The 23,744-nt window shown below is 47.9% G+C and carries 21 protein-coding genes; 1 reads left to right on the forward strand and 20 read right to left on the reverse strand.

Going from position 1 to position 23,744, the window contains the following annotated elements; translation table 11 throughout:
• Positions 1-39: 39 nt before the first annotated feature.
• A complete protein-coding gene (locus DHX103_RS01300) occupies positions 40-645 on the forward strand; it encodes a trimeric intracellular cation channel family protein (protein WP_422123477.1) in 606 nt (201 codons plus the stop codon).
• Positions 646-696: 51 nt separating this feature from the next.
• Here DHX103_RS01300 and DHX103_RS01305 read toward each other — a convergent pair whose 3' ends face one another.
• From DHX103_RS01305 to DHX103_RS01400, 20 genes are all read right to left on the reverse strand, one after another.
• Positions 697-996 carry a rhodanese-like domain-containing protein gene (locus tag DHX103_RS01305; protein WP_422123478.1) on the reverse strand — a complete coding sequence of 100 codons (300 nt, stop codon included), beginning with the start codon at positions 994-996 and terminating at the stop codon, positions 697-699.
• Between the two features lie 121 nt (positions 997-1,117).
• The gene (gene hfq / locus DHX103_RS01310; protein WP_033544068.1) at positions 1,118-1,342 is read right to left on the reverse strand and encodes an RNA chaperone Hfq; all 225 of its coding nucleotides are present in this window, start codon (positions 1,340-1,342) and stop codon (positions 1,118-1,120) included.
• Positions 1,343-1,357: 15 nt separating this feature from the next.
• Positions 1,358-2,308 (reverse strand): tRNA (adenosine(37)-N6)-dimethylallyltransferase MiaA, encoded by a 951-nt coding sequence (gene miaA, locus DHX103_RS01315; protein ID WP_422123479.1) that lies wholly within the window; start codon positions 2,306-2,308, stop codon positions 1,358-1,360.
• Positions 2,301-3,221, reverse strand: coding sequence for an alpha/beta fold hydrolase (locus DHX103_RS01320; protein ID WP_422123480.1), 921 nt, complete (start codon positions 3,219-3,221; stop codon positions 2,301-2,303). The genes miaA and DHX103_RS01320 overlap by 8 nt, the downstream gene beginning before the upstream one ends.
• Positions 3,218-4,882 (reverse strand): glycerol-3-phosphate dehydrogenase/oxidase, encoded by a 1,665-nt coding sequence (locus tag DHX103_RS01325; protein WP_422123481.1) that lies wholly within the window; start codon positions 4,880-4,882, stop codon positions 3,218-3,220. Before DHX103_RS01325 ends, DHX103_RS01320 begins: the two co-directional genes overlap by 4 nt.
• A 13-nt stretch (positions 4,883-4,895) precedes the next feature.
• On the reverse strand, positions 4,896-6,389 hold the full coding sequence (gene glpK / locus DHX103_RS01330; protein WP_422124699.1) for a glycerol kinase GlpK: 1,494 nt from the start codon (positions 6,387-6,389) through the stop codon (positions 4,896-4,898).
• Between the two features lie 15 nt (positions 6,390-6,404).
• Positions 6,405-8,216 carry a DNA mismatch repair endonuclease MutL gene (gene mutL / locus DHX103_RS01335; protein WP_422123482.1) on the reverse strand — a complete coding sequence of 604 codons (1,812 nt, stop codon included), beginning with the start codon at positions 8,214-8,216 and terminating at the stop codon, positions 6,405-6,407.
• A 4-nt stretch (positions 8,217-8,220) separates the two neighbouring features.
• A complete protein-coding gene (gene mutS, locus DHX103_RS01340; protein WP_422123483.1) occupies positions 8,221-10,746 on the reverse strand; it encodes a DNA mismatch repair protein MutS in 2,526 nt (841 codons plus the stop codon).
• 126 nt (positions 10,747-10,872) lie between these two features.
• Entirely contained in the window at positions 10,873-11,304 is a 432-nt protein-coding gene (locus DHX103_RS01345) for a RicAFT regulatory complex protein RicA family protein (RefSeq protein WP_422123484.1), read from the reverse strand.
• A gap of 191 nt (positions 11,305-11,495) precedes the next feature.
• The gene (locus DHX103_RS01350) at positions 11,496-12,293 is read right to left on the reverse strand and encodes a TIGR00282 family metallophosphoesterase (protein WP_422123485.1); all 798 of its coding nucleotides are present in this window, start codon (positions 12,291-12,293) and stop codon (positions 11,496-11,498) included.
• A gap of 66 nt (positions 12,294-12,359) precedes the next feature.
• Positions 12,360-13,916 carry a ribonuclease Y gene (gene rny / locus DHX103_RS01355; protein WP_422123486.1) on the reverse strand — a complete coding sequence of 519 codons (1,557 nt, stop codon included), beginning with the start codon at positions 13,914-13,916 and terminating at the stop codon, positions 12,360-12,362.
• A 265-nt stretch (positions 13,917-14,181) separates the two neighbouring features.
• Positions 14,182-15,243 (reverse strand): recombinase RecA, encoded by a 1,062-nt coding sequence (gene recA / locus DHX103_RS01360; protein WP_422123487.1) that lies wholly within the window; start codon positions 15,241-15,243, stop codon positions 14,182-14,184.
• A gap of 195 nt (positions 15,244-15,438) precedes the next feature.
• On the reverse strand, positions 15,439-16,671 hold the full coding sequence (locus tag DHX103_RS01365; protein ID WP_422123488.1) for a competence/damage-inducible protein A: 1,233 nt from the start codon (positions 16,669-16,671) through the stop codon (positions 15,439-15,441).
• Between the two features lie 266 nt (positions 16,672-16,937).
• On the reverse strand, positions 16,938-17,516 hold the full coding sequence (gene pgsA / locus DHX103_RS01370) for a CDP-diacylglycerol--glycerol-3-phosphate 3-phosphatidyltransferase (RefSeq protein WP_422123489.1): 579 nt from the start codon (positions 17,514-17,516) through the stop codon (positions 16,938-16,940).
• Between the two features lie 51 nt (positions 17,517-17,567).
• Entirely contained in the window at positions 17,568-18,458 is an 891-nt protein-coding gene (locus tag DHX103_RS01375; protein ID WP_422123490.1) for a helix-turn-helix domain-containing protein, read from the reverse strand.
• 14 nt (positions 18,459-18,472) lie between these two features.
• Positions 18,473-19,276 carry a DUF3388 domain-containing protein gene (locus DHX103_RS01380; protein ID WP_422123491.1) on the reverse strand — a complete coding sequence of 268 codons (804 nt, stop codon included), beginning with the start codon at positions 19,274-19,276 and terminating at the stop codon, positions 18,473-18,475.
• Positions 19,277-19,386: 110 nt separating this feature from the next.
• A complete protein-coding gene (gene ymfI / locus DHX103_RS01385; RefSeq protein ID WP_422123492.1) occupies positions 19,387-20,106 on the reverse strand; it encodes an elongation factor P 5-aminopentanone reductase in 720 nt (239 codons plus the stop codon).
• Positions 20,103-21,407 carry an EF-P 5-aminopentanol modification-associated protein YfmH gene (gene yfmH / locus DHX103_RS01390; RefSeq protein WP_422123493.1) on the reverse strand — a complete coding sequence of 435 codons (1,305 nt, stop codon included), beginning with the start codon at positions 21,405-21,407 and terminating at the stop codon, positions 20,103-20,105. Before yfmH ends, ymfI begins: the two co-directional genes overlap by 4 nt.
• Positions 21,400-22,674 carry an EF-P 5-aminopentanol modification-associated protein YfmF gene (gene yfmF / locus DHX103_RS01395; RefSeq protein ID WP_422123494.1) on the reverse strand — a complete coding sequence of 425 codons (1,275 nt, stop codon included), beginning with the start codon at positions 22,672-22,674 and terminating at the stop codon, positions 21,400-21,402. Before yfmF ends, yfmH begins: the two co-directional genes overlap by 8 nt.
• Positions 22,675-22,783: 109 nt before the next feature.
• On the reverse strand, positions 22,784-23,743 hold the full coding sequence (locus tag DHX103_RS01400; protein WP_422123495.1) for an ABC transporter permease: 960 nt from the start codon (positions 23,741-23,743) through the stop codon (positions 22,784-22,786).
• Position 23,744: the final 1 nt, after the last annotated feature.

The following is a 23,744-nucleotide window of genomic DNA, read 5'->3' on the forward strand; positions in this document are numbered from 1 at the left end:
ATACAATTCATAGAGTTGAAGAAAGCGGGAGGTAAGATTATGGCGTGGGAAGTATTAAGTGCGATCGGTACCATCGCGTTTGCAATTTCAGGGGCAATTATTGCGATGGAAGAGGAATACGATATTTTCGGCGTTTATCTTCTTGGCGTGGTGACAGCATTTGGCGGCGGCGCAGTGCGCAACCTGCTGATTGGTGTGCCCGTTTCAAATTTATGGGAACAAGAACTGATGATCCAACTGGCTTTGGTATCGATCACCTTGGTTTTCCTTTTCCCTCACCGCTTGCTCGGGCAATGGAACCGTTGGGGTCATTTTTTTGACGCAATCGGTCTTTCGGCTTTCGCTATACAAGGCGCTTTGTTTGCAGTCGAGCTTAATCTCCCCGTTTATGCAGTTGTCGTCGCAGCGGTGCTGACGGGTTCCGGAGGCGGCATCATACGCGATATGCTGGCGGGCCGAAAACCATTGGTGCTGAAAGCGGAAATCTATGCGGTCTGGGCAGCAATGGCTGGATTACTGATCAGTGTAGACTTGATCCGCAATGATTTTTATCTATATGTCTTATTTGCAGTCATCACGGCGTTGCGTATCTTATCCTACACGTATAAATGGCGTTTGCCTTCCAGAAAAATTACATCCGTTTAAAAAAACCGACCGGAATGGAATCCGGTCGGTTTTTTCATGGACACAAATTGTTCAGGCTGTCGTTTCACCTTTCCAGTTCATCATTCCGCCTTCGACATTCGTAACATCGATTCCCTGTTCATTCAGAAATTCACTTGCTCTTCCGCTCCGGGCGCCGGAACGGCAAATCATATAATAGGGCTGGCCCTTTTCAAATTCTGCTACACGGTTGTCCACTTCACCCAATGGGATATGTTTGGCGCCAGGAATTATGCCGGCAGCCACTTCATCTGCTTCTCTTACGTCGATAATGTTTAATTGCTCGCCGGCTTCGACACGTTCCAGCAATTCATCCGTTGTAATTGTTTTCATCTCCATCAACCTCCAAATAAATTCTAATCAATTAAAATGCTATAGGGAAAGGTGGTTGCTGTCAATTAAAAGACCGGCCACAGCAGTGGCCGGTCCGCTTTTCGTTGTCGCTTTTCGATACTTATTCCTGGTGTTCAATAGAGACCGCTTTCGCGGGTGAGAATGTGGAGATTGCATGCTTGTAAATAAGTTGCTGTTTGCCATCTGTCTCAACCAGCACCGTAAAATTGTCATAGGATTTAATGGTCCCTTTTAACTGGAAGCCATTGAGTAAAAATACAGTAACAAAAATATTATTTTTACGCAGCTGATTCAAATAAACGTCCTGGATATTAACTGGTTTCATGTAAATCCCCCTATTTCACTTGTTCTTTTTTTGTTCACCAATTAACTGTATTCGACGTGACCGGTCGTTTTCCTGCATAATCTTTTCAATTCCTTCAATATTTCCCCTTAAATCGAGCATCCCGTCAATCCAATATACCGGCAGCTTGTTCCGGAAATAGGTCAATTGCCGTTTGGCGTAATTTCTGGAATTTTTTTTGAGCAATATTTTTGCCTGCTCGAGCTTCATTTGTTGATCAAAATATGCATAAATCTCCTTGTAGCCAATGGCTTTGATCGATTGGACATCCCTTAAGCCTCGCTTATAGAGCCTCTCCACTTCATCCAGGAGACCTTCCTCCAGCATCGCTTCGACTCTCTGGTCGATTCTTTCATAAAGAATGTCCCGTGCAATATCGATGCCGACGATTAATTCGTTGTACATCGGCTGCAATGCCAGGCTTCTGTCCACTTTTTCTTCGCTGCCCAGCTGAATTTCAAGCGCCCGGATCACTCTTCGGGTATTATTCGGATGGATATCGGTATCGGGATCCACTGCCAGCAATTTATTGTGCATGTGTTCCGGTCCAAACTGCTCCAATTCCTGATACAATTTATTGCGCAATTGTTCGTCGACCTGCGATTCAGAAAAACGGTAATCGAATAACACAGCCTGAATATAGAGGCCTGTCCCCCCCACAATGATCGGCAGTTTTCCGGCATCGGCAATTTCTTTAATCTTGCCGCGCACAAGGTGCTGGTATTCTGCCACTGAAAACGGCTCTTCCGGATCTTTTATATCCAATAAATGATGCGGAACGCCTTGCATTTCCTCCGGTTTCACTTTTGCCGTGCCAATCGACATGCCCCGGTAGATCTGCATCGAATCTCCGTTGATGATTTCCCCGTCCAATGCTTTGGCCAATTCGATGCTTAACGCCGTTTTGCCTGATGCCGTCGGACCGACTATGGCCAGCACATCAATCATGGACGGCCATCCAATCCGCGAGAACTTTGAAATAACGCTTCTTCTCCACTTCATGGAGAAGTTCATGGCGTGCGCCTTCTCCCAAATAGACTTGTACATCTTCAATGCCGGCTTTTTTATAGTTTGCTGCTGCGGCAAAAAGATCTTTTCCTTTGTGCCCCACCGGATCTTCTGAACCGCTGATCAACAGGATCGGCAGAGTCTTTCGGATTTTACTGATTTCCTCTTTTTTATTGATCAGCAGCATGCCTTTGAAAAGGTCGGCGAAAAACTGATTCGTGGAAACAAAGCCGCTCATCGGATCAGCTTCATATTTTGCCACTTCCGAAGCATCGCTGCTGAGCCAAGCAAATGCCGATCCTTCTTCTTTGAAATCCTTGATGAACGGTCCGAACACCAGGGAGCCAAGCGCTTTGCTTTTTTCATCCTTGCCATTCAGTTTGCCATTCGCTTTGGCTAACAGGATGCCCATGCTTCCGGTCATTCCCGGGTCGCCGCCTGTTCCTGAGAACACAGCACGGCTAATCCCCTCACCGTATAATTGAATATAGCGGCGCCCAACAAAAGAGCCCATACTGTGGCCGAAAAGGACGAAGGGAAGCTCACCAATCTGGTCCTGAACCGCAGCAATGACTTCTTTGACATCGTCCACCACCCGGTCGAATCCATTCTGCTCGGCAAAAAACCCTTCCACACCGTTTCTTTCCGCTGTGCGCCCGTGACCTCTTTGGTCGTGCCCGGAAACGGCAAATCCGCGGCTCGTCAAGTATCGGATAAATTCTTCGTAGCGTGCAATATGTTCAGCCATGCCGTGAATGATGTGGATGTGGGCTTTCGGTTCTGCCGGTAAATACACTTCGTAATAGATTTCCTTGTTATCTGAGGCTCTTATAAAATTCTTTGTAATCTTCATTGCGGCACGCCCCTTCCAAAACGGGTTGCTTTCTCGAGTTCATCGTTCAATTCCTTGCGGTAGCGGTCTTTCTGCTCTGGGCTGTAATTCAGCTCTTTGGCCATATAATCCATTACCTGTTCTTTGTACCGGATGACATCGGAAATATGGAAATAAAGATCCCCTGTTCTTCTGATGAAAAAATCACCCGGCGTGAGGGCCATTTCGTTGTCAATCGTGTAAGCCAATACGGCAGCCAGTACATCCGGTAATCCGTCTTCATGCAGTTCAGTGGAGCGTTTCCAATAAAGTTCAAACACTTTCCCTGCATTTGTTCCGAAAAACTGAGCGAACATGCGCCCTTCTTCCGGCGTCAGACCGAATTGCTGTGATTGCAGCGCCATGCTGTGAACAAAGCGCGGAAAGTTTTTCGATCCTCCGAAATCTCCCCCGGATAAAGGAAGCTCCTTCGTATGCGTCTTCCCATATTTTTTGTCGCCGTCTTTCTCCAGAGATTTAATGACTCGATCGGTAATTGCCTCTGCCATTTTGCGGTAACCGGTCAATTTGCCACCGGCAATGGAGATCAATCCATTTTCCGATTCCCACACTTCATCTTTGCGTGATATTTCGGAAGGGTCTTTCCCTTTCTCGTATACAAGCGGCCTGACGCCTGCCCAGGTGGACTCGACATCGGAAGTGGCCAGTTTTGCCGATGGAAACATATGGTCGATGGCTGCCAATAGATAGGCCACATCCTCTGCCGTTGCCGCCGCTTCTGCCGGGTCCCCGTTGTAAAATGTATCGGTCGTGCCAATATAAGCTTTATCATCTCGTGGAATGGCAAATATCATTCGACCATCCGGGGCGTCGAAATAAACCGGCTGCCGCAGTGGAAATGTGCTGCGGTCCACAACGACGTGCACCCCTTTTGTCAGTCGGATTTGTTTATCAGCTGCTGTCGAGTCCAAGTCGCGGATTTCATCCACCCACGGGCCCGCTGCATTTACGACTTTTTTCGCTGAAATCGACAATTTCTTGCCCGTGACAGTACATGCCGCTGTTACACCGGCTACTTTGCCATTTTTATAGAAGAAGTCTTCCGCTGTCATATAGTTGAGGCAAAGCGCCCCCAGTTCTGCCGCTTTTTTCAAAATTTCGAGCGTCAGCCTGGCATCATCCGTACGATATTCCACATAATAGCCGCCGCCCTGGAGCCCTTCATTTTTAAGTAAAGGTTCTTTCGCCAAAGCTTCATCAGCAGACAGCATTTTACGCCGTTCGCCTTTTTTGACGCCGGCCAGAAAATCATAAACACGCAATCCGATAGAAGTGGTGAAAGGCCCAAACGTGCCCCCTTTATGGAACGGGAGAAGCATCCATTGCGGTTCCGTGACGTGTACGGCATTTTCGTAAACCACTTCCCGTTCCCGTCCGACATCACGCACCATCTTCACTTCAAATTGCTTCAGGTAGCGAAGACCGCCGTGAATCAGCTTGGTGGAACGGCTGGAAGTGCCGGAAGCAAAATCATTCTTTTCAATCAAGGCAACCGACAAGCCTCTTGAAACAGCATCGAGCGCAATGCCCGCTCCCGTAATACCCCCTCCGATGATCAGCAAATCAAATCCATAATTTTCCATTTCATTCATCTTATCTTGTCGAAGTTTGGCTGAAAACATCCCGATCCCCCCTTTATCTGCTGAATTCACGGGTAGCAGCAACCGCTTTTTTCCACCCGCTGTATAATTTGTCCCTGTTTTGCTCGTCCATTTGTGGTTCATAGGTTTTTTGGGTTGTTGCCAACTCTTTTATATCGTTTAAATCTTTCCAAAAGCCTATGGCAAGACCCGCCAGATAAGCGGCCCCAAGAGCCGTGGTTTCATTGAGCCTCGCCAGCTCCACGTCTTTTTGAAGAATATCACTCTGAAATTGCATCAGGAAGTCATTGGAAACAGCTCCGCCATCTGCGCGCAAAACTTGGATGTCGATGCCGGAATCCTGTTCCATGCAGTCGAGCACATCCTTTGTTTGATAAGCTAAAGATTCCAAAGTCGCACGGATGAAATGTTCTTTTTCCGTGCCCCGCGTCAAGCCGAATACCGCACCGCGGGCTTCCGAATCCCAGTGGGGCGTTCCCATGCCCACGAAAGCGGGCACCACATAAACGCCATCCGTCGACGGAACGCGTTTTGCGTAATCCTCTGAATCCGCAGCCGTTTTCAGCATCCGCATGCCGTCCCGCAGCCATTGAATTGCCGAACCCGCTACAAACACACTGCCTTCGAGCGCGTAAACGACTTTCCCATCAAGCCCCCAGGCAATGGTTGTCAGCAGGCCGTTTTCGGATTTCACGGCTTCTTCGCCAGTATTCATCAGCATGAAGCAACCGGTGCCGTATGTATTTTTCGCCATTCCTTTTTCCACACAATGCTGGCCGAACAGCGCTGCCTGCTGATCGCCCGCGATGCCGGCGATCGGAACCCGCTGGCCGAAAAACACGTTAGGATCCGTCTCACCATATATTTCGGATGACGATTTGACTTCCGGCAGCATCCCGATCGGAATGCCCAATTTCTCACAGATTTCCTCGTCCCATTTCAAATCGAAAATATTGTAGAGCAATGTCCGTGAAGCGTTGGAAAGATCCGTTACGTGGACTGCGCCGTCCGTCATTTTCCAGATCAGCCACGAGTCGATTGTGCCAAACAGCAAATCGCCCCGTTCCGCTGATGCTCTGGCGCCTTCCACGTTATCAAGAATCCACTTGACTTTCGTGCCCGAAAAATACGGATCGAGCCGGAGACCTGTTTTGTCTTGAAACCAATCTTCCAGTCCTTCATCCTTTAATTTATCGATAATGGATTGTGTCTGGCGGGATTGCCAGACGATTGCCGGATAGACCGGCTGGCCGGTGTTTTTATTCCATACCACCGTCGTTTCACGCTGGTTGGTGATGCCGATGCCCGCAATCTGCGTTTGCTGGATACCGCTTTCCGTTAATGCGGCAGCAAGCACCGACAACACCGAGCCCCAGATTTCGCTCGCATTATGTTCAACCCAGCCCGGTTTCGGATAATATTGCTTGAATTCCTTTTGAGAACTATGGACCAGTTCACCTTTTTTATTGAACAGGATCGCTCTCGTACTGGTCGTTCCCTGGTCGATGGATAAGATATAGCTTTCCAACACAGCATACCTCCTCTAATTCATGACTCGTTTAAACATCTTTTCAACATCATAGGTTCTGAAATGAATGATGACCGGACGGCCGTGGGGACAGGTGAAAGGCTGTTCCGCTCGTTTGAGATCCCGCAGCAGCTGTTCCATATCGGGCTTCTGCAAATAATGATTCGCTTTGATTGAGCGCTTGCAGCTCATCATGATCGCCGCCTCTTCCCTAAGCTTTTTCACATCCGCGCGGTTGCCGTTCAAGACCTGTTCGATCAGCTCTTCAATCACTTCCTGTTCAAAACCTTTCGGAAACCAGGTCGGATGGTCCCGGACAATAAACGACGAATCGCCGAACACTTCCAGAAAGACACCGATTTCTGCCAGACTGTCCAAATTGTTTTGGAGCCGCAGCGCTTCGTCCCGGCTGTAATGAAAAGTCAGCGGCAACAGCAGTGATTGCCGTTCCATGGCATCCGCCTGCCCCACTTTTTCGCGGAAATATTCATATTTGATCCGCTCCTGTGCGGCATGCTGATCGACGAGATAAAATCCGTCGGTGCTTTGTGCCACGATATAGGTGCCGTGTATCTGGCCGACGACTTCCAGTTCAGGAAATTGGGGACCTTCCTCCATTCCCTGTTGTTCGGAAGAATATTCAGCAGCAGAGGCAACCGGTGCAAGATTTTCTTCAGCTGCAGGCTGTTCGAATGGCACCCCTTCAATCTCTGGCGTGCTGTATGCCGGCTGATCCGACACCTGCTGTTCATTTACAGTAGTCGAAGTTTTCCACAAATCGAGTTGGCTGGAGGGAGCATAGGCCTTCTTTTTCGCTTTCGGCTGTTCGATGACCGGTGCACGCACCGCCGTGCTGACTGCCTGGCGAATCGTCTGATAGATCAATTCCATCAGCTCTTTTTCTTTGCTCAGGCGGATCTGCTGTTTTGCCGGATGGACGTTGACATCGGTCAGATAAGGATCTCCTTCAATATTCAGCACCGTGATCGGCTGCCGTTCCAGCGGCAAAAAGGTATGGTACGCCCGGTTCACGGTCGTGGCGATGGCATAATGCTTGACCCAGCGGCCGTTGACGAACAGCGAGATATAGTTTTTATTGGCCCGCGTGATTTCCGGCAGTGACGTGTAACCCGTTACTTTGTAATCCTGGGATTCTCCTTCAAACGGAATCATTTTCTTCGCGATGGCCACTCCGTAAATATCTGCAAGGACACGGCGGATTTCACCGCTGCCCGAAGTCTGCAGCAGCGTTTTGCCGTCATGGACCAATTTGAAGGACACGGCCGGATAGCTGAGAGCGAAACGGTTCATCAGATCGATGGTATGGCCGAGTTCCGTCTGCAGCGTCTTCATGTATTTGAGCCGTGCCGGTGTATTGAAGAATAATTGGTCAATTTTAATATCGGTTCCCTGGCGCAGCGCATTCGGTCGGCTGTCGATCAATCGGCCGCCTTCCAGGTGCACGAATGTGCCATTGACACCGTCAGAAGTCTGCAAAGTCACTTTCGACACTGAGGCGATACTGGCCAGCGCCTCTCCGCGGAATCCCAGCGTCCGGATTCGGAAAAGATCATGTTCATTGGCAATTTTGCTTGTCGCGTGACGGGAAAAAGACAGCAAAGCATCTTCACTGTCCATTCCTGCTCCGTTATCGATGATGCGGATTGATGTCAGCCCCGCCTCTTCGAGCAGAACTTCCACCGTGCCGCTGCCGGCGTCGATGGCATTCTCCACCAATTCCTTCACGACCGACGTTGGGCGTTCGACCACTTCACCTGCTGCGATCTTATTTGATAAAGGTTCATCCATTAAACGGATCTTTCCCATAAAATCACTCCTTCCGGCTAAGTTTCAACTGCAGCTCATTGATCATCTGCAGCGCTTCAAGCGGGGTCATCGATGTTATTTCCGCGTCTGAAATTGCCTGAATCACTTCTTCGGTATCGGTGTCGCGATCATCGAAAAATGATAATTGTTCGATATGCTGCGTTTGCTGCTTCTTTTCTGCTTCGAATGTTTTCAATAATTCCCGTGCGCGGGACAGGATCTTCTGCGGCAAATTGGCCAGTTCCGCCACATGGATACCGTAGCTTTTATCCGCCGGTCCCGGTTTCACTTTATGGAGAAATACCACTTTGCCGGATTGCTCCATTGCCGCCACATGAACGTTTTGCAAACGCTCCAGTGATTGGTCGAGCGATGTCAGTTCATGGTAATGCGTCGAAAACAGGGTATTGGCACCGATCTTCTCGTGGATATATTCAATCATCGACTGCGCCAGCGCCATGCCGTCATAAGTGGATGTGCCGCGGCCGATTTCATCAAACAGCAACAAGCTCCGTTCGGTGGCATGGGTGATGGCATATTGCGATTCGAGCATTTCAACCATAAACGTACTTTGCCCCGATACAAGATCATCCGCCGCTCCGATTCGCGTAAAAATCTGATCGACCACCGGGAGCTTCGCCGAGTCTGCCGGCACATAACTGCCGATTTGCGCCAGTACGATGGTCAAAGCCACCTGGCGCATATACGTACTTTTACCCGACATATTCGGACCCGTAATAAGCAGCATATTGCTGTCTTCCGTCAACACGCAATCGTTCGGCACATAATGCTGCCTGTTGAGCATTTTCTCAACGACCGGATGGCGTCCGCCGACAATTGAAATGTCCCGTGTGTCTGTAAAGTCCGGTTTCGTAAAGCGGTATTTTTCCGCCACATTCGCGAAACTGAGGAACACGTCCAATCCGCTCAGCGTGGAGGCAAGATTTTGGATGCGGGAGATATACTGTTTCACTTCGTCGCGGATGACGGTAAATAATTTGTATTCAAGATTCAGGCTTTCTTCTTCCGCCGTCAGGATCAAAGTTTCCTTTTCTTTCAGTTCAGGCGTAATATAACGTTCGGCATTTGCCAAAGTCTGCTTGCGTTCATAGCGTTCCAGATCGGCCAAATGCATATTGGCTTTTGAGATTTCAATGTAATAGCCAAAAATACGGTTATAACCGATTTTCAGTGTTTTGATGCCGGTCTTTTGCCGCTCCTGCTGCTCGAGCTGGGCAATCCAGTCTTTGCCGTTTCGTGACGCATCCCGGTACTCATCCAATTGCTGGTTGTAGCCTTCCCGGATGACGCCACCCTCTTTTGATGACAACGGCGGATTATCGCTGATCGCTTCGAGCAGCTCACAAACTTCCCCGCAGCGGTCGAGCCCCACTGCAAAATCGCTCAATTGCTGATTCCCCGACCCGGTAAGTTCATCGATAATTGCAGGGATTTTTTCCAGTGAACTTCTCAGTTGTGCCAAATCACGTCCGCTGGCACTGCCGAATGCAATGCGTCCGCTCAGCCGTTCGAGGTCATACACTTCCTTCAGGGCATTCTGCAACTCCACACGGGTGAAATAATGTTCGATAAGGGATTCCACCATTCTTTGGCGAAGTTCAATGCGACCCCGGTTGGCGAGCGGCTGATGCAGCCATTGCTTCAGCTTGCGGCTGCCCATCGCGGTAACTGTTTCATCCAATAGCCAAAGCAGCGTTCCTTTCGTTTCCCCTCCGCGGATTGATTGCAATAATTCAAGATTGCGCTTGGAATGAAAATCGATGCTGAGCAATTGCCCTTCTTCGTTATAAGCGAATGGCTGGATATGCTCCAGCGATTGTTTCTGTGTGCGGGCAATATACGTCAGCAGGCGATGGCTGCTGCCTGTCAGTTCTGCTGGACAGTCTGTCACCAACGAGCCATCCAGTTCATATAAAAATTCCATCGGTTCGATCGACAATAATAGATCCTGCGCATCTTCATTCAATAATAGGAACAGGGAATCGGAAACGACCAATTCGCGGATCCCAAGTGATTGCAATTCCTGAAGCAGCGCTTTGCCCTGCCCCATTATGTAAGTGGCTGTCGATTCTCCCGTCGAGATATCGATATAGGACAATGAAAAACCGCCCGGCAATTCTTCTGCTGCTGCGATAAAGTGGTTCGATTTGGAATCCACGCTTTTGCCTTCGGTATGGGTGCCCGGTGTGATGAGCCGCACCACTTCCCGTTTGACGACCCCTTTGGTCAATTTCGGATCTTCCACCTGCTCGCAGATGGCCACTTTATGTCCTTTGGCAATCAGCTGGTCTATGTAATTTTTCGCTGCATGATGCGGGACACCGCACATCGGAATGCGGTCGTCGCCGTTGCCGCCCCGGCTGGTCAGCGTAATTTCAAGCAATTGGGACGCCTGCAGCGCATCGTCGTAAAACATTTCATAAAAATCCCCAAGCCGGAAAAACAGGAACGCATCCTGGTAATCCGCTTTCACTTGAAAGTATTGTTGCATCATTGGTGTAATCGCCATTTTAAAACCTCTTTCGCAATCGATTCTTCGTTTCTCCATTATAACAAAAATAGCGGCATAAAAGAAAAAACCGAAAGAGCAAGAGCTCTTTCGGTTCAAACTGTGGTCATTTATAGAATTCAAGGCTTACGAACAACTGCCGCCTTGTGAATCGTTTTTCACTTTCGAGCCTGTTTCGCCGCGCAGCAAGTCGCCGCCGGTTTCTGTGATGATGTTGTTTGTCACCTGGTTGGCGATTGCAGTCGACACCATCTGCAACAACGAATTGACATCGCTCTGTGATTGCTTGAATTCCTGTACAATCGGCACAGCGTCAATTTCGTCTTCAATTTTCTTGATTTTGCCTTCAATCAATTCAAGTGCACGTTCCTTGCCGTAATGCTGGAAATTGACCGCTTGCTTCTGAAGGCTTTTCAGGCTGGCGATCTTTTCACGGATTTGCTGGTTCTCATTGATTTGTGCTTCTGCACGCTTGAAGAAATCCACTTCTTCGGTTGCAGCGATCATATCCGCCACTTCGCGTGATTTTGCTACGATTTCGTCTTTAGTATAAGTCATCTATTAGACACCCACTTCTTGGCCGGCGGCAATATTTAAGTGTTCACCGACCATGTTTTAGTTTCAGTTATTTTTCATTGATGTATTGGCCCACAATCGAATTCGGACCTCTACGGTTATTATACTGAAAAGGTATGGCGTCCTACAAGCAAATTGCCATATTTGTCGTAGAATTGTCACCAACTGCCAAGCTATCCGCGGAATGGGTGATCATCGTTGATATAAATCCGTTCGCAGGAAACCGCTTTGCCCGTGTCATCATCAATTTCTGTGAAGAAGCCGCTGACAACAGCCCGTCCGCGCTTTGGCACTTCAAAACGGGTCGGCATATTGGTTTTGAACCGGTAAAGCACCGACTCCTTGTTCATGCCGAGCACTTCATCATAAGGGCCTGTCATGCCGACATCTGAAATATAAGCGGTGCCCCCTGGCAGGATGCGCGAATCCGCTGTCTGTACATGGGTATGGGTCCCGACAACTACGGATGCCCGGCCGTCGAGATGCCAGCCCATGGCGATTTTTTCACTGGTCGCTTCTGCGTGAAAATCTACGAATACCAATGGCGAAAGTTCTTTCGCTTCTGCCAACAGCTCGTCCGCTTTTTGGAAAGGATCGTCGTGCGGCGGCAGAAACACGCGGCCGTGCAGGTTGATCACCGACAAGGTTTTGCCGTTTTTCGTGAGGGTCGCCATTCCGCGTCCCGGTGCTTCCGCTGAAAAGTTCGCCGGACGGATCAAATAATCCACTTCGTCAATAAAATCAAAAATCTCTTTTTGGTCCCACGTATGATTGCCCATCGTCACCATGTCGACGCCCATGAACAGCAGATCCTGATAAATCGCTTTCGTGATGCCTCTGCCGGCAGCGGCGTTTTCGCCATTTGCGATGACCGCATCCGGCTTGTATTTTTTCTTCAGGCGCGGCAAATACGATTCCAATGCATCGCGGCCAAGCGATCCGACGATATCTCCAATAAATAAAACTCTCATGCTATCACCTTTTTCCATAAGAAAAAGGCTTCTTTGAATAGACATTCATCGAAGCCTTGATCCCTATTATTTTGCGTATTCAACTGCTCTTGTTTCTCTGATTACGGTCACTTTGATGTGGCCTGGATAATCCAGCTCTTCTTCGATCCGCTTGCGGATATCGCGAGCCAAACGATGTGCGGTCATATCGTCAATCTGTTCCGGTCTGACCATGATGCGGATTTCGCGTCCTGCCTGAATGGCGAATGATTTCTCAACGCCTTCGTAGGATTCCGAAATCTCTTCAAGTTTTTCCAGACGGCGGATATAGTTCTCCAAGGTTTCACTTCTCGCTCCCGGACGCGCTGCTGACAATGCATCAGCTGCTGCAACGATGACCGAAATGATCGAAGTCGCTTCGGTGTCGCCGTGGTGGGATGCGATACTGTTGATAACCACCGGATGTTCTTTGTATTTGGTTCCAAGTTCAACCCCGATTTCAACATGGCTGCCTTCTACTTCATGGTCAATCGCTTTACCGATATCATGAAGCAATCCTGCGCGCCGTGCCAAGGTAACATCTTCGCCAAGTTCCGCTGCCATCAAGCCGGAGAGGAATGCGACTTCCACTGAGTGCTTGAGGACGTTCTGTCCGTAACTTGTGCGGTAACGCAGACGGCCAAGAATTTTGATCAAATCGGGATGCAGATTATGTACCCCAACGTCAAATGTGGTTTGTTCCCCAATTTCACGGATTTGCTCATCTACTTCGCGTCTGGACTTTTCAACCATTTCTTCGATCCGTGCCGGATGGATACGGCCATCGGATACCAGCTTCTCCAGTGCCAATCGCGCAGTTTCGCGTCTGATTGGATCAAACCCTGAAAGAATTACAGCTTCTGGCGTGTCATCGATAATCAAATCGATGCCCGTCAATGTTTCAAGCGTACGGATGTTACGGCCTTCACGGCCAATGATGCGGCCCTTCATCTCGTCATTCGGCAGATTGACAACTGAGACAGTCGTCTCCGCCACATGGTCTGCTGCAAATCGCTGCATCGCAAGTGACAAAATGTTTTTGGCCTTTTTATCGGATTCTTCTTTTGCACGGGCTTCTGTCTCTTTCACCATTACCGCAATATCGGTTGAAAGTTCATTTTCAACCTGCTGCAGGATGATCGACTTCGCTTCTTCGCGCGTCAAAGATGAAATCCGTTCCATTTCGGATTGCTGCTGTTGAACCAGTTCTTCAGCTTTGCTTTCCATCTGTACAATATGCTGTTGTTTTTCGGCAAGGGCTTCATCTTTGCGTTCAAGCCCTGCTTCCCTTTTGTTTAATGCATCATCCTTGCGATCCAAATTTTCTTCTCTCTGCAACAACCGATTTTCTTGTTTCTGGATTTCTGATCGGCGTTCCCGAATATCAGATTCTGTTTCAGTACGCAATTTGTGATTTTCGTCTTTTGCTTCCAAAAGGGCTTCTTTCTTCAGTGCTTCGGCTTCTCTCTTTGCATCTTCAATAATCTGCTCTGCAGAGTTTCTCGCACCTGCCATTTTGGAATCATTTGATTTTTTCATTACAAAATAACCAACAACTATACCGACGAGGATACCAAGCAAAGCGAAGATGATCACGTTTTCCATTCGGACACCTCCTCTTGCTATTCGTTTTAACGTTTCAAAAATAGATTGAATTTTCGTGCTAATCAAACGCTGTAAAATTAGTAAATTATACAGTTTTAATTGTATAGATGGAGCTTTGAAGTGTCAACCCGGTGATAGTCCATCCAATCAGCCGAACCGAGCTCCGGACCAGCACGCTTTGTTGTTAACTCGCTATAAATAAAAAATCAAACAGCTGTTGATGCCAAAGTATCGCTCCGGCATCAACAGCTGTTAAGAGTAACTCTTATTTATCGTCTTCGTCGATCAGGAGATTAAATTCCTCTGGTTCTTCTTTCGAAGCAGCGATTGTATACGAGGCTGCGGCCATTCCGTATTGTTCACGGATTCTCCCGGCAATCTCATTACTGATATCACTATGGTCGCGAAGGAACTGCTTGGCGTTTTCACGGCCTTGCCCAATGCGATCTTCTTTATAGGAATACCACGAACCGCTCTTCTGGATGATTTCAAGTTCTGCACCGATATCAACGATTTCGCCTTCACGCGAAATCCCTTTGCCGTACATGATATCAACTTCTGCTGTACGGAACGGCGGCGCCACTTTGTTTTTGACGATTTTAATCTTCGTTCTGTTACCGATGATATCGTTGCCGGATTTCAACGCTTCAGCACGACGGACTTCCATACGGATGGATGAATAGAATTTCAATGCGCGTCCACCAGTTGTCGTTTCAGGGTTACCGAACATAACACCGATTTTTTCACGGACCTGGTTGATGAAAATAACGATTGAATTCGACTTGTTGATGATGCCGGATAATTTACGGAGAGCCTGAGACATCAGACGGGCTTGCAAGCCCATATGCGAATCGCCCATTTCTCCTTCAATTTCCGCTTTTGGAACAAGTGCAGCAACCGAGTCAATTACGACGATATCAACTGCGCCGCTTCGAACCAATGCTTCACAGATTTCCAAAGCTTGCTCGCCTGTATCGGGCTGAGACAATAGAAGCTCGTCAATGTTAACACCAAGGTTCTGCGCATAGACCGGATCCAGTGCGTGCTCAGCATCGATAAATGCTGCTGTTCCGCCTGAAGCCTGGACTTCCGCAATGGCATGAAGTGACACAGTCGTTTTACCTGAGCTTTCAGGACCATAAATTTCAATAACACGGCCACGTGGATATCCGCCTATTCCAAGTGCAGAGTCAACTGCCAGTGAACCACTGGAAACCGATGATATATTGCGGTCACTTTTTTCCCCTAATTTCATTACTGAACCTTTACCAAATTGTTTTTCTATTTGCTTTAACGCAACATCTAACGCTGCTTTACGATCGCTCAAAAGAAATCCTCCTCTTAATAAAAACCAATTTTTCTACCTGTTTCTAGTATACTAGGTTAATGAGAAATACACAAGAAAAAAGCGAACGTTTATTCGTGTTCGCATTTAAAATCCACCTTTTAAAAGCTCTATAAGGACCATATCCCAATTTTGGAATGGAAAAACGCGCAAAAATAAATTTTGCGCGTTTTTTTATTAGCTCAGTGTTCGTATTAAATAATGCAATGCCAGTTTTACCGCACGAATGCGGTTCGTATTGCGCATGCCCGACAATTGAAGCCGGTATGCCTCTGCTCCAGCTTCCGACGCGATGCCAATCCAAACGGTTCCCGCCGGCTGACCGTCGTGGGCATCAGGACCAGCTACTCCTGTTAACCCGATGCCATAGTCTGTGCCGAATTTTTCCCGCACTCCTTCAGCCATTGCCAAAGCAGTCTGTTCACTGACAACCCCAAAGTTCGCCAACAGCTCAGCCGATATGCCGAGCTGGCTGATTTTGATTCCTTCATTATAAGCAATCGTGCCTCCTGCAAGCACTGCACTGGCTCCTGGAACGGATGCGAGTTCAGATTGGAACAGGCCGGCAGTCAGGCTTTCCGCGGCGGAAATCGTCTTGTGCTGCTGTTTCAGCAAATCAACCGCTCGGGAAGCCAGCGAATCATCATCATAGCCGTAAAGATATTCACCTACTACATCAAGAACTTCTTTTTTCGCTGAATTGATCAGCTCCCAGGCTTGTTCGGTGGTATCCGTTTTGGCGGTGATCCGCAGGGTCACTTCACCGGCCGAAGCGAGTGGCGCGATCGTTGGATTCGTCTGTTTATCCAGAATGCTGTCCAAGCGGTCTTCGAGTTCCGCTTCCCCAATGCCGTAAAACCGGAGAACGTGAGAAATGATGACGTTTTCCTTGTTCAGCATGCGAATCAGTTTCGGCTTGGCTTCAAACTGGAACATCGGCTCGATTTCGTGTGGTGGCCCGGGCAACAGGATATACACACGATCATCATGTTTATAGAACATACCCGGCGCCATGCCGTTGTCATTCAAGAGCACTTCGCTGCCTTTCAAGACCATCGCCTGTTTTTTATTGTTCTCAGTCATCGGCTTGTTAACGCGTTCGAAAAACGCTTCGATGGAAACCATGGCCGTTTCATCCATCTCAAGTGTGGTGCCAAGATGCCTGGCAATTGTTTCTTTAGTCAAATCATCTTTGGTCGGTCCGAGCCCGCCTGAGAAAATGATCAGGTCTGCCCGCTCCTCGGCAATTCGAATCGCCTGTTCCAGCCGCTCCGGATTGTCGCCAACCACTGTATGATAATAAACATTGATGCCGATTTCCGCCAGATGTCCTGACACAAAACGGGCATTCGTATTGGTAATCTGTCCGAGCAGCAGCTCAGACCCCACCGCAATTATTTCAGCATTCATCGGGCAAGCCCCTTTCGCTAACAGTATGGATAAAACGTTTCTATATATGTTGAAGAATAGAATTATATCTTACATTACGCTTCCGCGCCGAGTGAATTTCTAGAGATATGGAGCAAAACAGCGCAGACGCCCAGGGGACCAAGCGAAGTGCTGAGATCCACTCGGACGAAGTGAAACGAGACCGAGTTAGCTCAGCGCAAGCCCCCAGGCAAGCAAGCTGTTTTGCGGAATATCGGCTACTATAGATTATTAGTTCAACTAATATATTATTTCGACACCATCAACGCTTTTCGGTTTGCGTAAAAATAATCCCAGCCGGACCAGACTGTGAAGATCAATGCGATATAAAGCATGATCATTCCGAAAGGCAATCCGACCAGCGCGAAAATCATATCATATAGAAGTAATGCGGCAATCGCCAGAATTTGTGCCGTGGTCTTGATTTTGCCAAGTCCGCCGGCTGAAACAACTTCCCCTTCACCAGCCAGCACCAGACGAAGTCCGGTAACCGCGAATTCACGGCTGATGATGATGATGACGATCCACGAAGGTGCAAAGCCAAGTTCCACTAAAATAATTAAAGCCGCAGAAACAAGCAATTTATCAGCCAGCGGATCCAGGAATTTACCGAACGTCGTCACCAGATTGTACTTGCGGGCATAATAGCCATCCACCCAATCCGTGAGGGAAGCGAAAATGAAAATCAACGCTCCAATAAAATGGCTGATTGGCAAAGTTGCGCCAAGCAGGGTCATTTCTCCCCAACCAAAATCAATCAGCATGAAAATCATGAAAATCGGTATTAAAAGAATGCGTGAAATAGTGATTTGATTTGGTATATTCATCTTTCTTTCCCCTTCCGTTGTGTCAAGAAAAATAGCCATCTGTTTAGATGGCTATTCAGCGTCTGTAAATTCAATGACAATGTTCTGTGTTGTCCGATCCTGCACATATTCGATCGGTTCACCGTTCAGTGTCAACTCCACATTGGGTGCAGCACCGAGACGTAGTCGAACATACGATTTACCTGTTAGATCAATGGTTTCGCTTTGCCCGGCCTGCATCTCAGATGGTGCAATGAGATCTTCCCGGTTTTCATTGGTGGCAGCAACCCATGAACGTCCTGAAACTTCAATAAGAAGTTCCCGTTCTGAGGGTCCTGTCCATAGATATGTCGTCGTCTCGCCGTCTGTTCCATCCAAAGTAATTTCGGTTTCCGGTTCAGCCGGTTCCTCTTCAACGGGCTCTTCTTCATCTGCCGCTTCTTCATCAGTTGCGTCGCCTTCAGCCGGATCTTCCTCAGTTGCAGGAGGGGTGTTTTCAGAAGGAGCCTCGTATTGCAGGCCATCATCCGTTTCTGTTTCTTCCTCTGTAGGATCCGCCAGCATATTAAAGAAGAACCAGGTTACAAATAAAATAACAACGATGAACAAAGCGACAATGATCATCGGCATCTTTTCATTGATTCTGCTGGATGAAGGTTTAGAAATCGATTTTCTGCGGGACGGTGCTGCAGCTGACATCGGTTTGCTGACCTGCTCTTTTGTCGTATCCGGCATCTCGGATTTATGCTGTTCCAGAAGTTCATCGGCATTCAGTCCGACAGCTTCGGCATATTGCTTTATAAAAGCGCGGACATAAAACTGTCCGGGCATCATGCTGTAATTGCCTTCTTCAATTCCCGCCAAATAACGTTTCTGTATTTTGGTCACATCCTGTAAATCCTCCAGGCTGTAGCCTTTCTCTATTCTCGCTTCTTTCAAGCGAGTTCCCATTTCATTCAACACGATCACCTGCCTGCCTAAAAATTAAAACCGCCGCCAAACATATCGTCCATTTGGCTCTTATTATTCATAGAATTATTTCGCTCAATCACTTCATACGTGATTTCCTCATCCGGATGGTGGCGCAATTCGATAATGTAATCGAAATCTTCAATGCTGTATTCGGATTGTTGGATAAACATATCCGGATGCTCCACCACTTTGATGGTCGGCATGCGCATCATTTCCCGGACAAGCTGCATATGCCGCTCGTCATGGGCGCGCCGTGTGACAATGCCGTCCAGGATAAAGATATTGTTGTCGTTGAATTCATCGCCCATCAACTGATTTCTGACCGTCTGCTTGATCATGGTGGATGACAGGAAAATCCATTTTTTATTGGCACTGACGCTTGCTGCGACAATCGACTCGGTTTTGCCTACCCGTGGCATTCCGCGAAGGCCGACCAGTTTATGGCCTTCCTGTTTGAAAATCTCAGCCATGAAATCAACCAGCAGGCCGAGTTCGTCTCTGACAAAGCGAAAAGTCTTCCGGTCATCGGCATCGCGCTGGATATAACGCCCGTGGCGAACCGCCAGAATATCACGAAGTTTCGGCTCGCGGTATTTCGTAACCTTAATCGTTTCGATTGTAGAAAGGATCTGCTCGAAGCGCTCCAGCTGCACATCATGCTCCGCGCGCAGCAACATGCCGCGGCGTCCCTGGTCGACACCATTGATGGTGACAATGTTAACGCGCAGCATTCCGAGCAATGAAGCTATATCTCCCAGCAAACCCGGACGGTTCACTTGAATTTCGTATTCAAAATACCATTCTCTCATTGAGCGTCCGACCTTTCGCTGTCAATTTTTTAGTATTTTCTTATTCTTCTATAATAGCCGATTTACCGCTGCAAGAAAAGGGTTCATCCAAAGAATAAGCAATTCGGCATTCACATATGCCAGCCGCCATTTATTCGCAAAGTCTGACCGGTAATATAGTCCGCTTTTCCGTTGACCAGAAAATCCACTGCATCTGCCACGTCCTGCACTTTACCAAGGCCCAGAGGAATTTCTTCACGGATCGTTTCCAATTCTTCCGGCAGCAGGCCGCTGTTCATTTTGGTCATGATAAACCCGGGTGCAACGGCGTTGACCCGGGTCCCTGATAAGGCCATTTCTTTCGCATAAGCTTTCACAAATGCCAATTGCGCCCCTTTGACAGAGGAGTAGACGGTCTCGATTGAAGCGCCTGTTTCGCCCCAAATGGAGGAAATGAATACAACATAGGATTTCGGATGGCGCTGAAATACGGGGGATAACTGCCGGATGGCGGAAACCGGGTTTTGAACATGCACCCGCCACAGCGATTCCATCTCGGCATCAACCGTATCCACAAGCATTTTGGAGAGGGCGTGTCCGCTCGCGACAACGATGCATGATACATCAAACACCTGGCTTGCGAGATGTTCCGACGAGCCCGTTTTTGAAAAGTCCGCATGAACTTCAATAAACTCGAGATCCGGATACGTTTCTCTTAAGAAAGACGCCAATTCAAACGGCGGTTTCGTATTCCAATGCAGGTAAAGCGACCAGCCGGAAGCTGCGAGTGTCCGTGAAATGCTATCGCCAATTTCGCCGGAAGCCCCCATTACAAGGGCGAACTTCTTCACTCCGCTGCCTTCTTGTCAGGTGATTCAATCGTAAAGACGGATTGCTGGCTCTCGGCGCTCACCAATGCAAATGCCCGTTGCAGATCGGCAACTTCGATTTCCTCAAGAGTCGGCACAACATCGAAAAGGTTCATCCCATTGAATGTATAACGCGTAAATTGATTGGCGATATATTCTGGAGAATTTAACGCCCGAAGGAAAAAGCCGATTTTTTTGCGGCGCATGCGGTCGAGATCCGCTTGTCCGAACGGCCATTTTTCAACTGCGTTGGCAATGGTATGTTTGATTTCATCCGCAAGGATTTTCGGTTCCGCCGTATCCGAACCGATGATGGCATAACCGAATCCGTTTTCGAGTGAATAATCGAATGAATAAGATTCGTCGATCCAGTTCTTTTCATAAGCGTTATGGTAAAAATCAGATGTCCGGCCAAACAGCAATTCAAATGCCAATTCGGCAGCGAGCTCATGTTTCAGCATTTCCTTGCCTTGCATATCCATTTTCTCGGGTTTGATGCCGACGAAAACTTTGGGCTTCTGGACGCTCATCGACAGCACGCGTTCCTTAATTGCCGCTTCCACCGGCTCTTCCGGAAAGATCCGTTCGATTTCATGCGCGTCCTCGAACGTTTTGCGTGACTGGTTGTCTTTGACCAGTTTCATCATTGCTTCCGGATCCACAGCACCGACAACGAACAGCACCATATTGGATGGGTGGTAAAACGTGTTGTAGCACGTATATAAATGTTCGGCGGTAATGTCCTGAATCGACTCTACCGTTCCCGCGATATCGATTTTCACCGGATGGTTTTTATACAAATTCTCGATAATGCCGAAATACAGACGCCAGTCCGGCTGATCATCGTACATTGTGATTTCCTGCGCAATGATGCCTTTTTCTTTTTCCACTGTTTCTTCCGTGAAATAAGGTTCCTGCACAAAATCAAGCAAGGTTTCAACGTTTTCATTCACCTTAGCGGTGGCTGAAAAAAGGTAAGCGGTCCGTGTAAACGAGGTAAACGCATTGGCTGATGCCCCTTGTTTTGAGAACTGCTGGAAAATATCCCCTTCTTCTTTTTCAAACATTTTATGTTCCAGAAAATGGGCAATGCCATCCGGTACTTTAACCGGCTCTTTTTCGCCGCGTGGAACAAAATGATTATCGATCGAGCCGTATTTCGTAGTAAAAGTTGCAAAGGTTTTGGAAAAACCCTTTTTAGGCAAAATGAACACTTCAAGCCCATTTTCCAGCTTTTCATGGTACAAGGTTTCGTCCAATTGTTGGAATTCCACTTTATGCATTGATTTCACTTTCCTTTCCAGACAGGAAATAAGTCATTTCCAGGCTCAGGTCTTTTGCTGCCTGAGCAATATCTTCTTTTGTCACATTATTCCATCTACTGATCAAATAATCCGGTTCGAACGCTTCATCCAATTCCATGTATTGATCATAAATATCGATTTGGCCGCGTGCGGAATCAAGCGCTTCTGTCAGCTGATTCGTCAACAGCGCTTTGGTTTGCCCGAATTCAACATCCGAAATGTTTCCAGCTTTTATTTCTTCCAATTGCTGCAGGATGAGCTTGACCGCTTTTTCCTCAAGCTTCCCATCAATTCCGGCCAAGACGAACATCAGTCCGAATTGTGAGGAGTAAGAGCTGGAAACATAATAAGCCATGCTCTCTTTTTCCCGGATATTGACGAATAATTTCGAATGCGCATAGCCTCCGAAAACGCCGTTGAATAACTGCATAACCGGAAATTTTTCATCGCGGAATGTGACCGGGCTGAAAAATGCCATATGCAGCTTCCCTTGTTTCATATCTTCAAACTCGGCAACACGCTGCTGTGCCGGTTTTTTCAATGCCATCGACGGTGCAGCGAGCGGTTTTTCCCGGTCTGCAAAATGGAAATAATCGCGGATATAATCGGCAATCACTTCAGGTTTCACATCTCCGACTGCATAAATTTCCACTTCGTTCGATTCGATCATCGTCCGGTATTCTTCCATCAACTTTTCGTTGCTGATCGCTTCGACTTCTTCGATTGTGCCGTTTGCCGGAATAGACGCCGGATGTTCCGGCAGCGCCAGGTCCATCATGCGCTGCTGTGCGAAGCGTGTCTTGTCATCGAAAATGGATTCAAGCCGCTCTTTTACCGCATTCCTTTCACGCAGGAAAATCGTTTCCTTGAAAAGGCCATGCTCCAGATTCGGCTTGAACAGCACAAGGTACATCAGATTCAACACTTTTTCGAGCACACCGGTTTCGGATAGATATTGATCATTTACCGTCTCGACATTCAAACTGACGATATGTTCGTTGCCGCGCTTGGAAGAGTCCATGTACAACGACGTTCCGTACAGATCATCCAGCACCATCCGCAGGGCGGTATGTGATGGATAGGCTTCGTTGCTGTGCTGCAGGACATTCGCAAGGATCGAACGCGCTGACGCTTTTTCCTTGGATAATTTATCTTTAAATTTTATGGAGATATTAATGGTCTTGAATTGGGTGGTTTCATTGACGTGAACGTTCACGCCTTTAGCGAGCTTGATAGTTTCAAACATTATGGATCCCCTCTCATTGTTCATTCTTTAACTATACCGAACACGTTCCGTCAATTGCAAATAAAGAAAAAGAGCCGTCGCTTTGACGGCCCTTTTAAATAGTAGATTTCTATCGCTCACCTTTGATGTAAGGTTTACCATTCGCTTTTGGTGCGTTCGCTTTCCCGATGAAACCGGCAAGTGCCAGAATTGTCAGCACGTACGGCAGGATCAGCAGGAAGACGCTTGGTATTTCTTTAATATAATCAATCGATGGCCCCGCAATACTCAAAGACTGTGCCAGCCCGAAGAATAGAGCTGCGCCCATTGCGCCAAGTGGATGCCATTTTCCGAAGATCATTGCAGCAAGCGCCATAAACCCTTGTCCGTTGATCGTGGCATGGCCAAAATCGCCCGAAATGGTCTGAGCATAGATTGCTCCACCGATCCCGGCAAGAGCACCGGAAATCATTACAGCGACGTAACGCATTCTTGTTACATTGATCCCCATCGTATCAGCTGCCATCGGATGTTCCCCTACCGCTCTCAAACGCAAACCGAACGGCGTTTTGTAAATGACAAACCAGGCAACGATGGCAACGCCAATGGCAAAAAATGACGTATTATAAATAGACGTGAAGAACAGTTTTCCAATAAATGGAATATCGGACAGCACCGGTATACTGTAACGGCTGAAGCGTTCGGTGATGAAATCTGTCTGCCCTTTGCCGAAGATTCTTTTAACAAGATACAATGCCAAAGCGATCGCCAGCAAGTTAATGGCTACGCCCGACACAACCTGATCGGCACGGAATGTAATCGATGCAACGGCATGCATGAGTGACAGCAGCAATGCTGCAACCATCGCCGCGATGAGGGCAAGCCAAGGCGTTGCACCGCCGAATGTATCCGCAAAGAATATATTGAACAATATTCCGGTGAATGCACCGATTACCATTAAGCCTTCCAAACCGATATTGACTACACCGGATCTTTCAGAAAATACACCACCGATTGCAACAAGAATTAACGGAGCAGCGTAGAAGATGGCTGAAGGAACGATGAAATACAAAACATCCAAGAAACTCATA

The organism is Planococcus daihaiensis, from assembly GCF_049262615.1.
Classification (GTDB): Bacteria; Bacillota; Bacilli; order Bacillales_A; family Planococcaceae; genus Planococcus.

What these genes read in the sequence shown, in the direction of transcription:
- DHX103_RS01300 (WP_422123477.1), top strand. Translation starts at nt 40, where the DNA reads ATGGCGTGGGAAGTATTAAGTGCGATCGGTACCATCGCGTTTGCAATT.
- DHX103_RS01305 (WP_422123478.1), bottom strand. Translation starts at nt 996, where the DNA reads ATGAAAACAATTACAACGGATGAATTGCTGGAACGTGTCGAAGCCGGC.
- hfq (WP_033544068.1), bottom strand. Translation starts at nt 1,342, where the DNA reads ATGAAACCAGTTAATATCCAGGACGTTTATTTGAATCAGCTGCGTAAA.
- miaA (WP_422123479.1), bottom strand. Translation starts at nt 2,308, where the DNA reads ATGATTGATGTGCTGGCCATAGTCGGTCCGACGGCATCAGGCAAAACG.
- DHX103_RS01320 (WP_422123480.1), bottom strand. Translation starts at nt 3,221, where the DNA reads ATGAAGATTACAAAGAATTTTATAAGAGCCTCAGATAACAAGGAAATC.
- DHX103_RS01325 (WP_422123481.1), bottom strand. Translation starts at nt 4,882, where the DNA reads ATGTTTTCAGCCAAACTTCGACAAGATAAGATGAATGAAATGGAAAAT.
- mutL (WP_422123482.1), bottom strand. Translation starts at nt 8,216, where the DNA reads ATGGGAAAGATCCGTTTAATGGATGAACCTTTATCAAATAAGATCGCA.
- mutS (WP_422123483.1), bottom strand. Translation starts at nt 10,746, where the DNA reads ATGGCGATTACACCAATGATGCAACAATACTTTCAAGTGAAAGCGGAT.
- DHX103_RS01345 (WP_422123484.1), bottom strand. Translation starts at nt 11,304, where the DNA reads ATGACTTATACTAAAGACGAAATCGTAGCAAAATCACGCGAAGTGGCG.
- DHX103_RS01350 (WP_422123485.1), bottom strand. Translation starts at nt 12,293, where the DNA reads ATGAGAGTTTTATTTATTGGAGATATCGTCGGATCGCTTGGCCGCGAT.
- rny (WP_422123486.1), bottom strand. Translation starts at nt 13,916, where the DNA reads ATGGAAAACGTGATCATCTTCGCTTTGCTTGGTATCCTCGTCGGTATA.
- DHX103_RS01365 (WP_422123488.1), bottom strand. Translation starts at nt 16,671, where the DNA reads ATGAATGCTGAAATAATTGCGGTGGGGTCTGAGCTGCTGCTCGGACAG.
- pgsA (WP_422123489.1), bottom strand. Translation starts at nt 17,516, where the DNA reads ATGAATATACCAAATCAAATCACTATTTCACGCATTCTTTTAATACCG.
- DHX103_RS01380 (WP_422123491.1), bottom strand. Translation starts at nt 19,276, where the DNA reads ATGAGAGAATGGTATTTTGAATACGAAATTCAAGTGAACCGTCCGGGT.
- yfmH (WP_422123493.1), bottom strand. Translation starts at nt 21,407, where the DNA reads ATGCATAAAGTGGAATTCCAACAATTGGACGAAACCTTGTACCATGAA.
- yfmF (WP_422123494.1), bottom strand. Translation starts at nt 22,674, where the DNA reads ATGTTTGAAACTATCAAGCTCGCTAAAGGCGTGAACGTTCACGTCAAT.
- DHX103_RS01400 (WP_422123495.1), bottom strand. Translation starts at nt 23,743, where the DNA reads ATGAGTTTCTTGGATGTTTTGTATTTCATCGTTCCTTCAGCCATCTTC.